Origin of the sequence: Amycolatopsis sp., assembly GCF_025464955.1 — a bacterium.
GTDB lineage: Bacteria > Actinomycetota > Actinomycetes > Mycobacteriales > Pseudonocardiaceae > Amycolatopsis.
The window spans coordinates 69110-82287 of the sequence record NZ_JAODNM010000137.1 but is presented as its reverse complement, the minus strand read 5'-3'; the positions used below and the strand labels follow the sequence as shown (position 1 = coordinate 82287).

The window sequence follows — 13178 nt, the reverse complement described above, 5'->3', positions numbered from 1 at the left end:
CGGTCGCCGATCACGGCCAGCACCTCTTCCGATCCCGCTCGGCGCTCCCGGCGGCGTGGGTGATCGTCGCGCACTTCTACGACGTCGAGTCGGGCCGGCTCGCACTCGACAAGCGCGGGCAGGGCACGACTACGAGCGGTTCGACGTCCCCATCGCGCGCGACGGTGGCATCGCGGACCTACTGGAGCAGGCCGCGAGAGCCGACCGGAGCTTCGACGTCGTGGTCTGCGAGAGCATCGCGAGAGTCGCTCGCCGCACCTTCGAAGGACTCTCGATCGAGCGAGCTCTCGACGAGACACAGGTCCCGATCTTCGCGTCGAACGAGTCGATCACACTCTCGGGTAGTCGCGCTCAGCGTGTTCTGCAACGCCGGATCAACCAGTCCGTCGCGGAGTACGAGGTTCTCAACACTCTGGAGCAGTCCTGGGGTGGTCTGTGCGCGCATGTTCGCGAGGGATGGAACATCGGGATGCCGCCGTACGGCTACCGGGCCAAGGCGCATCGCCATCCGAACCCGATGAAGGCCGCCATGGGACAGACAAAGTCGCGGCTCGAGCCAGATGGCATCAAGGCGGAGACCGTCACCCAGATTGCGGCCTGGCGCTACCACGAGAAGATCGGCTACGACACCATCGCCGACCGCCTCAACGCCGACCTGGCGCGCTACCCACCGCCGGAGCCGCCCTGCAAAGCCCGAGCGCGCAACGCCTGGAGCAAGTCCACGGTTGCCAGCATCCTGCGTAACCCGAAAATACACCGGCTACCAGGTCTTCAATAGGCGCGCCACGAGATCGCGCCATGGTGAGCTCAACGATCCGGTCAAGTGGGTGTGGTCACCCGAACCATCGCACGAACCGATCATCCCGAAGTGGATGTTCGACGAACTCAACGCCCGCCGACGCGCACGTCAAGGCTCCCGCGAGGGCGGCGAGCCCAACTCCCATCCGCAGACGATCCGGACTTACTTGTTCCGCGGGATGCTGTTCTGCCCCTGCAGACGACGCATGGTCGGCACCGCGAGACGCGGTGTTCTCTATTACCAGTGTTACCCACGTCGGAACAACCGCGGTCGGCTGGACAGGTTCCTAGAGAGTCAGCACTCCTCGATGCCATTGCCGGGTTCTACGAGACCCGTGTGTTCGGGCCCGACCGACGGAAGATCCTCACCGCGGAGTTAGCCGGAGTGGACGACCACGACACGGCGAAGCAGCAGGCAGACAAAGCCCGCCTCGAACACCGCCTGACCGAGATCGAATGCGAGCAGGCCATCGTCCTTCGGCAGGCACGAAGTGGCGACCCTGATGACCCGTTCAGCCAAGGACTCCGACAGACCTACAACGACCTGCACAACCAACTGGAGGCTCTACGGTCCGAACTGGTCGAACTGGAGATGACCGAGCGCGTGATTCCCGAAACACCCACCATGGCCGACCAGGAGCTACTCGACGCGCTCCCCCACCTGGCCGCCGACCTGACACGGGCACCGGCTGAACTACTCCGGCAGTTGTTCGAAACGACCCAACTCACCGTTCGCCTCAGCAGCACGGACGACGTCGACGTCACCATCACCCTGCCCGCCGCCGACCTAACGCAGGTCGCTGACACAGCAACCGCAATCACCAACCAGGAGGACACTGTGACCATGCATGACACGCAAAAACAGCGATCCCAGCCTGGTAAACAGGCCGGGATCGCTGTTGTAGATCTGAAACGTACCCCCGATGGGATTCGAACCCACGCTACCGCCGTGAGAGGGCGGCGTCCTAGGCCGCTAGACGACGGGGGCCTTGAACTTTTCTCTTGTTGCGAGGAAGAACTTACCAGAGGCTTGTTCACTCTTCGCAGCTGGGGTACCAGGACTCGAACCTAGAACGACTGGACCAGAACCAGCTGTGTTGCCAATTACACCATACCCCACTGTGACTCTGAGTTAACCTGAACCGCTTTCACGGCCCTTGTTGGCTCAGCTCCACCGAGAAGAAATACTAGCTTACCCTGTCGCGCGCTCGGACAAGGGGGTCGCGCTGGGTGCGCGGGGCCGGGACGCCGATCGTGGCGAATTCGGAAACCAGCAGCTCAGGCAGCTCGGCGAGGCCGCTGATGAGGTGGACGCCGTCGGGGGTGGCGAGTCCGGTGTCGTCGCGGTCGAGCCAGACGGCGCCGAGGCCGGCATCGCGGGCGCCGACTGCGTCGGTGTCGAGTTTGTCGCCGACGTGGACGGTGGCCGTCAGGGCGCAGTCGAGGGCGAGACAAACCGAGGTGAAGATCACCGGATCGGGTTTGGCTACGCCGAGTTCGCCGGCGATGGCGACGTGGTCGAAGTAGGGCGCCAGGCCGAGGTCGGCGATCTTCGCGCGCTGGTGGGCGCCGGAGGCGTTGGTGATGGCCGCGAGGAGGACACCGGCGGCCCGTAGCCAGTCCAGGCAGGGCAGGACGTCGTCGAAGAGCCGCCACGATCGTGAGAGCAGCTCACGGCGACGACGTTCGAAGCTGAGCACCTCGGCCGCGTCGACGACGACGCCGAGCTCGGCCAGGAAGCACTCAGTCCGGCGTTCGTGCATCGACGCGTACTCGATCTTGCCTGCGACGACGAGTGCGACATGTTCCTCGGTGATGAGGTCCCACAGCGGCCACATGTCCCCGCGGCCGGTCAGCGCGTGCAGCGTGCGGCGCAGCGCCGCCGTGCAGTTGATCAGCGTGTCGTCGATGTCCAGACACACCAACCGGAGCGCGGGCGGGGACCAAGGGTCGAACGAGGATTCCACCTAGCGAGGTTAGGGCAACCAGCGCGCCACCGATTCGGCCAACGAGGTGATACCCATTGGTCTCTTTCGCCGAGCCTGCTCTACTCCGAGTCGGTGCGCCGTATCACTTCAGTTACTTGGGAAGTGCCCGGTTCAAGCGTCCCAATGAGACTTCGCGGCCCAGCAGCTCCATGGATTCGTACAGCGGCGGCGAAACTGTCCGGCCGGTGATCGCGACGCGAACGGGGGCAAAAGCCTTGCGGGGCTTGAGACCCAGCCCTTCGACGAGCGCGTCCTTGAGTGCCTGCTCGATGGCCGCGGTCTCCCACGCGGGCAGTGCCTCCAGCGCGCCGATCGCCGTGCGCAGTACAGGCTCGGCGTCCGGGTTGAGCACCTTCGTCGCGGCATCTTCTTCCGGGGCAAAGGTTTCCTCGTCGATGAAAAGGAACCTCAACATGTCCACGGAGTCCGACAGCACGATAATCCGCTCCTGGACGAGCGGAGCGATCGTGCGCAGCTTCGCGAGCTGCTCGTCACTCGGCGACGCCGGCAGCACACCGCCGGTGGCGAGATACGGGATCACGCGCGTGACGAAGTCCTCGGCGCCGAGCGCGCGGATGTGCTGGCCGTTGATCGCCTCGGCCTTCTTGACGTCGAAGCGCGCCGGGTTCGAACTGACTTTCGTGATGTCGAACGCGGCGACGAGCTCCTCCGTGCTGAACACGTCGCGGTCGTCGCCGATGGACCAGCCGAGCAGCGACAGGTAGTTCAGCAGGCCCTCGGGGATGAACCCGCGGTCCCGGTAGTGGAACAGGTTCGACGACGGATCCCGTTTGGACAGCTTCTTGTTGCCGTCACCCAGCACCGACGGCATGTGACCGAACTCGGGGGTGAAGTCGGTGACCCCGATGCGCCGCAGCGCCGCGTACAGCGCGATCTGGCGCGGCGTCGACGGCAGGAGGTCCTCACCGCGGAGGACGTGCGTGATGCGCATCAGCGCGTCGTCGACCGGGTTGGTCAGCGTGTACAGCGGGTCACCGGTGCCGCGCACGAGAACCGGGTCCGGGATCGTGCCGGCCGGGAAGGTGATCTCCCCGCGGACGAGGTCGGTCCACGTGATGTCCTCGGCCGGCATCGGCAGCCGCAGCACGGGCACCCGGCCCTCGGCGACGAACGCGGCGCGCTGCTCATCGGTGAGTTCGCGGTCGAAGTTGTCGTACCCGAGCTTTGGGTCCTGACCCGCGGCCTTACGGCGCGCCTCGACCTCTTCGTTCGTCGAGTACGCCTCGTACAGCTCGCCGGCTGCGAGGAGCCTCGCGGCGACGTCGGCGTAGATGTCGCGACGCTCGCTCTGGCGGTATGGCCCGTACTCGCCGCCCTTCTCAGGGCCCTCGTCCCAGTCGATACCCAGCCAGCGAAGGCCGTCGAGCAGCTGTTCGTAGGACTCCTGGGAGTCGCGCGCGGCGTCCGTGTCCTCGATCCGGAACACCAGGCTGCCGCCGTTATGGCGGGCGAAAGCCCAGTTGAACAGGGCCGTGCGGATCATCCCGACATGCGGGGTACCGGTCGGCGATGGGCAGAAGCGCGCGCGTACAGGCGTGGTGTCAGTCATAGCCCGATCAGCGTATCTGGGCCCAATGAGGCTGCGACGCGGAGCGTCACCTTAAAAGGGTGGTGGTGGGCGACGGGAGGGGTTGACGTACCGAGGACTCCGGGTGCATGGTGAGTTTATTCAACAAGTGATGAAAAAGGGGATGATGACCGTGAACAAGCCGACTGAACGCACGACCTGCGTAGTCGTCGGTGGCGGTCCCGCGGGGATGTTCCTGGGGCTGCTGCTCGCTAGGGCCGGGGTGGAGGTGACCGTGCTGGAGAAGCACAACGACTTCCTGCGCGATTTCCGCGGCGACACCGTGCACCCCACGACGTTGAAACTGCTCGACGAACTCGGGCTGGGCGAACGCTTCGCCGAGCTGCCGCAAAGCAAGCTCGACAAGGTCGGCTTCGCGATCGATGCGGAGACCAACCTGATCTTCGGCGACATGGCGCGGCTGAGGGTCGATCACCCGTACGTCGCGATGGTCCCGCAGTGGGACCTGCTCGACCTGCTGGCTGAGGCAGGCAAGGCCGAGTCGACGTTCACCCTGCGGATGAACACCGAGGTCACGGGCCTGCTTCGGGAATCTGGCCGGGTCACCGGTGTGCACTACCGGACCGCGGACGGCACCGACGGCGAGCTGCACGCCGACCTCACAGTCGGGACGGACGGCCGCTGGTCGATCGTCCGCCGGTTGGCGAACCTGAAGCCGAAGGAGCTCCCTGTCCGCTTCGACGCCTGGTGGTTCCGCCTGCCGAGGTACGAAGGAGACCAGGGATCGGCGCTCACCCCGCAGATGCGCAACGGCCATTTCGGCGTCCTGATCCCGCGCGAGGGCTACTACCAGATCGCCTACCTCGCGCCCAAGGGAACGGACGCGCGGTTGCGGGCCAAGGGGATCGAGTCGTTCCGGCGTGACATCGCCGACCTGGTGCCGTGGTTCGCCGGCCGCGTCGACACGCTCGAATCGATGGACGACGTCAAGTTCCTCGAAGTCCGGCTCAACCGCCTGCGCCGCTGGCACGACAAGGGAGTGCTGTGCATCGGCGACGCGGCGCACGCGATGTCGCCGATGGGCGGGGTCGGGATCAACCTCGCGGTCCAGGACGCGGTCGCGACGGCGCATCTGCTCGCCGGGCCGCTGCTGCGCGGGCAGGTGACGCCGAAGGACCTCGCGAAGGTCCGGCGTCGTCGCCTGACACCGACTTTCCTGGTCCAGGTACTGCAGCGCGGGTTGCAACACCTGGCGTTGATGCCGGTGCTCGCCGGCAAGCGCAACGGTCCGCCGCCGGGGATGGCCAGGCTGTTCACGCTCATCCCGCAGCTGTCGTTCTTCCCGGCGTACCTGATCGGCATCGGGTTCCGGCCGGAACACGCGCCCGACTTCGCGAAGCGGCAGGCCTAAGACTCGTGAGCGTTCCGGCCGCCTAGAACCGGCCGGAACACTCACGAACTCTAGACGGCCAGGGCGGCATCCAACTCGGCCAGGAGGCGGGTCTTCGGGCGGGCGCCGACGAAGGCCTGCACGGGCTTGCCGTCGAGGAACAGGATCAACGTCGGCAGCGACATCACCTGGTAGGTCCGCATGGTCTCGGAGTTCTCGTCGGCGTTGATCTTGCGGATGGTCAGCGAGTCGGCGCGCTCGGCGGCGATCTCGGCGAGGACGGGCGCGACCATGCGGCACGGCCCGCACCACGTCGCCCAGAAGTCCACGAGGACCGGCTGGCCGTGCTTCAGGACTTCTTCGGCGAAGGTGGCGTCGGTGACGGGCAGGACCTCACCGGAAACTGCAACGGACATTCAGTGCTCCTCAAGCGCGGGGAGCGGGTCCGCGACGACACACGGATCCGCTCGGTAAACAGGGACGTCTTGCCTGGTCAACGCCTCGGCGAGCTTCTCGTGGAGCCCCGTGCGCACAGCTGAAAGCCGACTGAGACACGCGTCGACTTCGGCCAGCTTGCGCCGGTAGACCTCGATCGAGTCGACGCAGGAATCCCCGGACTCGTTGCCCGCCCGCAGGCACGCAACGAAGGGGCGCGTGTCCTCGAGTGTGAAACCGACCGTCTGCAGGGTCAGGATTTCGTTGACGAGCCGCAAGTCCTCTTCGTCGTACTCGCGGTACCCGTTGGACGTGCGATGCGGCGCGTCGAGGAGGCCCTGCGATTCATAGAACCGCAGGGCCCGTGTCGTGGTCCCCGTGCGCTGCGCGAGCTCACCGATTCGCATGCCTTCGATCGTAAACTTTGACGTTCACGTCAAGGCAAGAATCAGGCGTGCTGTACCGGGTTGGTGAGCGTGCCGATGCCCTCGATGGTGATGGACACCTCGTCGCCGTCGGTGATCTCGCCGACGCCTTCGGGGGTGCCGGTGAGGATCACGTCGCCCGGCAGCAGCGTCATCACGCCGGAGATGAACTCGACGAGCTCCTCGATCGAGTGCACGAGGTCCGAGGTGCGGCCGTCCTGCTTGAGCTCGCCACTCACCTCGGTGCGCAGCGTCAGATCGGACGCGTCGAGGGACGTCTCGATCCACGGCCCGAGCGGGCAGAAGGTGTCGAAACCCTTCGCCCGGCCCCACTGGCCATCGGACTTCTGCAGGTCACGAGCGCTGACGTCGTTCGCGACGGTATACCCGAGGATCGCGGCGGCCGCCTTCGACGCCGGCACGTTCTTGACCGGCTGCCCGATGACGATGGCCAGCTCGCCCTCGAAATCCACCCGCGAGGACGCCTTCGGCAGCTTGATGGCCGCGTTGGGCCCGATCACCGAGGTCGACGGCTTGATGAACAGCATCGGGGCCGTCGGTACCTCGTTGCCGAACTCGGCCGCGTGCTTGGCGTAGTTGCGGCCGACCGCGATGACCTTCGACGGCAGGATCGGCGCGAGCACCCGGACGTCGGCCAGCGGCCAGCGGCGGCCGGTGAAGTTCGGCTGCCCGAACGGGTGTTCGGCGATCTCGAGGACCTGGGCGTCGTCTCCGTCACCTTCGACCGAAGCGAAGGCGACTCCACCGGACGGATGAGCAATTCGGGCTAAGCGCACGTCAACGAGTCTACGACCCCCGCCGATCAGCCCCCGGCCAGGTCGTAGTCCTCCTGCGCCGGCCGCTCCGGCTCGTACAGCCACACCAGCCGCGCGTCGGCGAACCGGGACCGACGGCGGAAGATGGCCTCAGCCGAGTCGGACACGCCGTAGAGCGCGAAGAGCTTGGGCGTCCGCTCCTGGACCTCGGCCTCCAGCACCGACAACATCAACTCACTGTACTCCACCACGTCCTCCTCGTAACACTGGCTAGCAAGACTCTAAGCTAGATATCTAGCGAGCGGATAGACTCCAACGAGTGAATGACGGGCACCGCGAGGTGAGAGAGGATCTCTACCATGGCGACCCGAAACGATCCCTCAGCGCTGCGCTGGCTGGTCGGCCTCGAACTGGCGCACTTCCGCAAGCAGACCAGCCTGACGATCGGTGACGCCTCGAAACGTTCCGGCATCACCCGGGCGAAAGTCGGTCACATGGAGACCGGTCGCTACCAGCAGCACCCGGATGACGTCGCGAAGCTCCTCGAGCTCTACGGTGCCTCAGCCCGTGACGTCGACCGCCTGAGTTCCCTAGCCGGAAGCACCGACGGCAAGTCCTGGTGGGCACCGTGGTCCCACATCGTCCCCGACTGGTTCAAGACCTTCGTCGGCCTCGAAGGACTGGCCGAATCCGAGTTCTCCTTCGAGCCGATGGTTCTGCCAGGCCTCTTGCAGACAGCTGACTACGCCCAGGCAACAACTGACGCAGCCGGTTTCGTCCGCCCAGATCACAGCGAACGATTTGTATCGTTCCGGGTGGCACGCGCACAACGGCTCACCGACGATGATCCACTTGAATTGCATGCTGTCATCGGCGAAGCAGCGCTCCGACTCAATGTCGGCACGCCGGAGGTACGACAAGCGCAGTTCAAGCATCTCCTCCGGATGGCGAAACAGCCCAACATCACGATCCAGGTGATACGCCCAGAAGACGGACAGCACGCCGCGACCAGCGGCTCCTTCGTCCTGCTTGACTTCGCCCACGCACAGTCCATCGCCTACTGCGAGCACTTGGAGGGCGCGGTCTATGTGCAAGACCAGGACAACGTGAACACGTATAGAATGGCCGCTGACAACCTACGGTCGGTCGCACTCGCACCGGCCAAGTCAGTCACGTTGATCAGATCGCTGATCGACGGGAGTTAGCCCGGAGGCCACCCGTGTCCGCCACCCGATGGATCAAGAGCAGCTACAGCTCAAACAATGGAAACTGCGTGGAAGTTGCGGTCGACGTCGACTCCGTTGCCACTCGCGACTCGAAGGACCCCGAAGGCGGCGTACTCACCCTCTCCCCTGCCGCCTTCCGCTCCTTCCTCACCGAGGTCACCCGGCTCGCGCCATAGTCGGCGCAACTCAGTGAAGAGTTCCTTTGCCGCGTCGGAATAGTTCACGGGGTCATGGGTCGCCGACCGCTCCGGCCTCGACTGGTGTTCGCAGGACTCGTCAACTCCCCTCCGAACAGCTACCACTCGTTGGCAGGATCGTCCAGCCACACCCGCGTTCCCTCCGGCGTGACCGAAAGGCCGAAGCGGGTGTACTCCGGTCGCCCTTCGCGTGCCCACCACTCGTAGACGGCCTCGATCTCGTCCCACAACTTTCGCGGGCCGAACTGGCGAACGGCATACCGGCCGATCGCGTGCGCTTCCGGAGTGACGTTGACGGTCGCCCACGACGTGTGGGCGGTGTCCCACACCAACAGCTCCAGCGCGGTGCGCTCATCGTTGAGGTACAACATGTCCTTTTCACAGTCGGACAGCTTGACGGACACCGCGAACGCGCCACGTGGATGGTCACCGGCGACGTACCAGGGGTGAAGCTCGCTCACGGACTCGACGGCATCGGGCTCGTCATCCGGCTGGGGGATGAAACCATCCTGCCGACGACCGCGGAGGTCCATGAAGCTGGCGGTGTTCACGAAATGACCTGACGCGACGCCCTCGGAGTTCACCACGAGCCGAGCCAGCCCCAATGCCAAGTACGACGTGGCCCACGGAATCACGAGGACAGCACCCGGGCCGGCTTGCGCGACCCAGGCGTAGGGCACTGCGTTGCGTACGCCAACCGTGGAAATTATTCGGTCATACGGCGCGCGTCCCGGCCAGCCTTGTTCGCCGTCCGCGCACACCAATGTCGGTGCATAGCCCTCATGGGCCAGTGCGGCTTGAGCATGCGCCGAGACGTCCGGGTCGATCTCGACCGAGGTTATCCGCTCATCACCAAGACGTTCACACAGCAACGCGGTGTTGTAGCCGGTCCCAGTTCCGATTTCCAGGACCTGGTGACCATCTTCGACGTCGAGTGCTTTGAGCATCGCCGCCATGACCCCGGGCATGGAGGACGAGGAAGTAGGAGAATGCCCGGTTCCGTTCGGCCCTAGCGGTACACCGTCATCGACCTGGGTAACGACAACTTCGTTGCGGTAGATAGGTTTCCGCCACGCCCGAAGATTTTCCGCTTTGCGCACCGGCAGGTAGCCGCCAGCGGGATTCCGGCGCCAGATCGTATCCGGAATGAACCGTGCACGGTCCACCGTGGCAAACGGGATTCGCCACTGATCAACGAGATAGCCATCCGCGCTGATCGCGTCGACCAAAGCGGACCACCGGCCGTGCTCACCCATGCCGTCAACAATACGGACGGTGACTCTCTCGGTAAACCCCGTGACGCTCCGTGGCCCGAGGGGTCCGTCAACCCACCGGCAGATGCAGGCGCAGGCTCTTGTGCACGAGGGCGTCGCAGAGGGCGAGCCAGCTTGCCTCGACGATGTTGCCGTGAACGCCGACGGTGGTCCATTCGCGCTCGCCGTCAGTGGTCTCGACCAGCACCCGGGTCACCGCGTCCGTGCCGGGGTGACCCTGCAGGATCCGGACCTTGTAGTCCGCCAGCTCGACGGTGTCGAGCCACGGCAGGTGCGGGCTGAGCGCCTGCCGCAGCGCCGCGTCGAGCGCGTGCACGGGGCCGTTTCCTTCGGCGGTGGCGATCACGCGGTGTCCGCCGACGTGCACCTTGACCGTCGCTTCCGACACGACGACGCCGTCCGCGCTATGGTCCAGCACGACGCGGTACGACTCGAGTTCGAACGGCGGCACGTCGAGGACGTCGCTCTGCGGACCGTCGACTTCCCGGCGCAGCAACAGTTCCAGCGACGCGTCCGCGGCTTCGAACGACCAGCCCTCCGACTCCAGGCTTTTCACCTTGCGGATGGCGTTGGTCAGGGCTTCAGGCTGACCGGCAAGGTCAACCCCGAGTTCACGTCCCTTGAGCTCGAGGCTGGCCCGGCCGGCCATTTCGGTGACCAGTACCCGCATGCCATTGCCGACAGAAGCTGGATCGATGTGGTTGTACAACAACGGATCCACCTTGATCGCGCTCGCGTGCAGACCGGCCTTGTGGGCAAAGGTCGACGCCCCTACGTAAGCCTGGTGGGCGTAGGGTGCGATGTTCGCGATTTCGGCAAGCGCATGGGAGACCCGGGTGAGCTCGGCGGCGCCTCCGGTCGGGAGCACCTCCATGCCGAGCTTGGCCACCAAATTTCCCGTTACGGCGAACAGGTCGGCATTACCGGCCCGCTCCCCGTAACCGTTCGCGGTGCACTGAACGTGCGTCACACCTGCTTGTACCGCGGCGATACTGTTCGCCACGGCGCACGCGGTGTCGTCCTGGCAATGGATTCCGAGCCGGAATCCGGTCTTCTCCTTGATGTCGCGGACGGTCTCGGCGAGCCCCAGCGGCAGCTGCCCGCCGTTGGTGTCGCACAGCACGAGAACGTCCGCGCCGCCGGCGGCTCCGGCGTCCAGTACCCGGAGCGCCGTGTCCGGGCTGTACGCGTAACCGTCGAAAAAGTGTTCCAGGTCAAGGAAAACCCGGCGTCCTTCGGCGACGAGGAAGGAGACGGTGTCACGCACCATTTCGCAGGCCTCCGCCACGTCGACGCGCAACGCTCGCTCGATGTGCCGCAGGTCCGACTTGGCGACGAGGGTCACCACCGGGGCTTGGGAATCCAGCAGCGCGCGAACCTGCTTGTCCTGTGCCGCAGTGGTTCCCGCCTTCCGCGTGGACCCGAACGCGACGAGCGCCGCGTGCTTGAGGATCAGCTCCCCGGAAGCCGCCTTGGCGAAGAACTCCGTGTCCTTCGGCATCGCCCCAGGCCAGCCACCCTCGATGAACCCCACGCCCAGCTCGTCGAGCAGGCGCGCGACCGCGAGCTTGTCCGTGACGGAGTAGGAAATCCCCTCGCGCTGGGCGCCGTCGCGCAACGTCGTGTCGTAAAGGTGGAATTCGTCACCGAGGGGCGTCCCGGCCGGCTCCGTGCGTGTCACGGTGGTTCTCCAAGGTAGGTAAGGAAAAGCGTTTGCCCAACAAAAAACCTCCCGCAACAGGATGCGAGAGGTTTGCGCGCCGGATGCTCTTGTGGAGCACCTATCCGGCGCGCTGCGCAATAATGATGGAGAGGGAAGCCATGGGTGGGACTATGCCACACGATCCGCGGAACATCCAGCGGCTGGACCCAAGATCCCACCATCTGGACACTGCCCGCGCAGCAAACGACTCGGGGGACGTTTCGTACAAATCAATTGTACGAAACGTCCCCCGAGTCAGCTTGAAAACGCCCAGGCCGGAGCTCAGCCGGTGCGGGTGTTCGAGGACACGAGCGCGGCGAGCCTGTCACCGATGGCGTGCGTGGCCCCCGGGGAGGCCTGGTCGCGGGTCGCGAGGTCGAACGCGACGGACGCCTCGATGCGGCGCGCCGACTCCTTCTGGCCCAGGTGATCGAGCAGCAGCGCGATCGACAGCACGGCGGCCGTCGGGTCGGCGAGACCCTGGCCGGCGATGTCCGGCGCACTGCCGTGTACCGGCTCGAACATGCTCGGGTTGCGGCGGGTGATGTCCAGGTTCCCGCTCGCCGCGAGCCCGATTCCACCGGTCACCGCGGCCGCGAGGTCCGTGATGATGTCGCCGAACAGGTTGTCGGTGACGATGACGTCGAACCGCGAAGGGTCGGTCACCAGGTGGATCGTCGCGGCATCCACATGGGAGTACGCGACCGTGATGTCCGGGTGCTCCAACGAGACCTCTTCGACGATGCGCGACCACAGGCCGCCGGCGTACTCGAGGACGTTGGTCTTGTGCACGAGCGTCAGGTGCTTGCGCGGCCTGGACTCGGCACGGTTGAACGCGTCCGAGACGACCCGGCGGATGCCGAACGCCGTGTTGATGCTGACCTCGGTCGCGATCTCGTGCTCGGTGTCCTTGCGCAGCAGGCCGCCGGTGCCCGCGTACGGGCCCTCGGTGCCTTCGCGAACGACGACCATGTCGATTTCGCTGGTGTCGGACAGCGGGCCGCGCACGCCCGGGTACAGCCGGGCCGGACGCAGGTTCACATGGTGGTCCATCTCGAACCGCAGCCGCAGCAGCAGGCCTCTTTCGAGGATTCCGCTGGGCACACTCGGATCGCCCACGGCACCAAGGAGGATCGCGTCATGCTGTCGGAGTTCGCCGAGCACGGACTCGGGCAGCAGCTCACCGGTGGAATGCCACCGGGCCGCGCCGAGGTCGTAGTTGGTGATCTCCGCAGCCGGAACGACCTCACCGAGCACCTTGAGCGCCTCGTTGACCACTTCGGGTCCGATCCCGTCACCTGGGATCACAGCGAGCCGCATTAACACACCTCCGTCGACCAGGCCCCCGGAGTTCCGGATGGCCCACCGCAAGAAAACGCCAGCAGCGGGAAGGTTACCGGCCGTAGGCAACAGGCTGT

The 13178-nt window shown here is 65.6% G+C and carries 14 protein-coding genes and 2 tRNA genes; 4 read left to right on the top strand and 12 right to left on the bottom strand.

The features are described 5' to 3' along the window. Positions 1–55: 55 nt before the first annotated feature. Positions 56–778 carry a recombinase family protein gene (locus tag JWQ81_RS35500; protein WP_297548482.1) on the top strand — a complete coding sequence of 241 codons (723 nt, stop codon included), beginning with the start codon at positions 56–58 and terminating at the stop codon, positions 776–778. Between the two features lie 396 nt (positions 779–1174). On the opposite strand, the gene JWQ81_RS35495 is transcribed toward JWQ81_RS35500, so the two are convergent. The 5 genes from JWQ81_RS35495 to gltX form a co-directional block, all read right to left on the bottom strand. Beyond that, a complete protein-coding gene (locus tag JWQ81_RS35495; RefSeq protein ID WP_297548480.1) occupies positions 1175–1318 on the bottom strand; it encodes a hypothetical protein in 144 nt (47 codons plus the stop codon). Between the two features lie 395 nt (positions 1319–1713). Further along, positions 1714–1786, bottom strand: a tRNA-Glu gene (locus JWQ81_RS35490). 59 nt (positions 1787–1845) lie between these two features. Further along, a tRNA-Gln gene (locus JWQ81_RS35485) sits at positions 1846–1917 on the bottom strand. Positions 1918–1985: 68 nt separating this feature from the next. Beyond that, positions 1986–2720, bottom strand: coding sequence for an HAD family hydrolase (locus JWQ81_RS35480; protein WP_297548540.1), 735 nt, complete (start codon positions 2718–2720; stop codon positions 1986–1988). A gap of 157 nt (positions 2721–2877) precedes the next feature. After that, positions 2878–4356: a glutamate--tRNA ligase gene (gene gltX / locus JWQ81_RS35475; protein ID WP_297548478.1), complete on the bottom strand. Its 1479-nt coding sequence runs from the start codon at positions 4354–4356 to the stop codon at positions 2878–2880. Between the two features lie 151 nt (positions 4357–4507). Between gltX and JWQ81_RS35470 the strand changes: the two genes are divergently transcribed. Beyond that, entirely contained in the window at positions 4508–5746 is a 1239-nt protein-coding gene (locus JWQ81_RS35470) for an FAD-dependent oxidoreductase (protein WP_297548476.1), read from the top strand. 50 nt (positions 5747–5796) lie between these two features. Here the strand turns inward: JWQ81_RS35470 and trxA are convergent, their stop codons facing one another. Genes trxA through JWQ81_RS35450 form a run of 4 tightly spaced genes read right to left on the bottom strand, consistent with a single transcriptional unit; the run spans position 5797 to position 7609 of the window. Further along, positions 5797–6141, bottom strand: a complete 345-nt coding sequence (trxA, locus tag JWQ81_RS35465) for a thioredoxin (protein WP_297548474.1) — start codon at positions 6139–6141, stop codon at positions 5797–5799. Continuing rightward, positions 6142–6567 carry a MerR family transcriptional regulator gene (locus JWQ81_RS35460; protein WP_297548472.1) on the bottom strand — a complete coding sequence of 142 codons (426 nt, stop codon included), beginning with the start codon at positions 6565–6567 and terminating at the stop codon, positions 6142–6144. Between the two features lie 41 nt (positions 6568–6608). Beyond that, positions 6609–7382 (bottom strand): fumarylacetoacetate hydrolase family protein, encoded by a 774-nt coding sequence (locus JWQ81_RS35455; RefSeq protein WP_297548470.1) that lies wholly within the window; start codon positions 7380–7382, stop codon positions 6609–6611. Positions 7383–7408: 26 nt separating this feature from the next. Then, on the bottom strand, positions 7409–7609 hold the full coding sequence (locus JWQ81_RS35450) for a hypothetical protein (RefSeq protein WP_297548468.1): 201 nt from the start codon (positions 7607–7609) through the stop codon (positions 7409–7411). 111 nt (positions 7610–7720) lie between these two features. On the opposite strand from JWQ81_RS35450, the gene JWQ81_RS35445 reads away from it, so the two are divergent. Next, positions 7721–8566: a helix-turn-helix transcriptional regulator gene (locus tag JWQ81_RS35445; RefSeq protein WP_297548466.1), complete on the top strand. Its 846-nt coding sequence runs from the start codon at positions 7721–7723 to the stop codon at positions 8564–8566. A gap of 14 nt (positions 8567–8580) precedes the next feature. Continuing rightward, entirely contained in the window at positions 8581–8763 is a 183-nt protein-coding gene (locus JWQ81_RS35440) for a DUF397 domain-containing protein (protein ID WP_297548464.1), read from the top strand. A 119-nt stretch (positions 8764–8882) separates the two neighbouring features. Here JWQ81_RS35440 and JWQ81_RS35435 read toward each other — a convergent pair whose 3' ends face one another. From JWQ81_RS35435 to JWQ81_RS35425, 3 genes are all read right to left on the bottom strand, one after another. Further along, positions 8883–10013: a methyltransferase domain-containing protein gene (locus tag JWQ81_RS35435; protein ID WP_297548462.1), complete on the bottom strand. Its 1131-nt coding sequence runs from the start codon at positions 10011–10013 to the stop codon at positions 8883–8885. Positions 10014–10107: 94 nt separating this feature from the next. After that, positions 10108–11739, bottom strand: coding sequence for a citramalate synthase (gene cimA, locus JWQ81_RS35430; protein WP_297548460.1), 1632 nt, complete (start codon positions 11737–11739; stop codon positions 10108–10110). 303 nt (positions 11740–12042) lie between these two features. Next, positions 12043–13080, bottom strand: coding sequence for a 3-isopropylmalate dehydrogenase (locus tag JWQ81_RS35425; RefSeq protein WP_297548458.1), 1038 nt, complete (start codon positions 13078–13080; stop codon positions 12043–12045). Between the last annotated feature and the right edge of the window lie 98 nt (positions 13081–13178).

Bases quoted from the DNA above. Each gene is read 5' to 3' on its own strand.
- JWQ81_RS35460 (WP_297548472.1), bottom strand. From the start codon at position 6,567: ATGCGAATCGGTGAGCTCGCGCAGCGCACGGGGACCACGACACGGGCC.
- gltX (WP_297548478.1), bottom strand. From the start codon at position 4,356: ATGACTGACACCACGCCTGTACGCGCGCGCTTCTGCCCATCGCCGACC.
- trxA (WP_297548474.1), bottom strand. From the start codon at position 6,141: ATGTCCGTTGCAGTTTCCGGTGAGGTCCTGCCCGTCACCGACGCCACC.
- JWQ81_RS35425 (WP_297548458.1), bottom strand. From the start codon at position 13,080: ATGCGGCTCGCTGTGATCCCAGGTGACGGGATCGGACCCGAAGTGGTC.
- JWQ81_RS35445 (WP_297548466.1), top strand. From the start codon at position 7,721: ATGGCGACCCGAAACGATCCCTCAGCGCTGCGCTGGCTGGTCGGCCTC.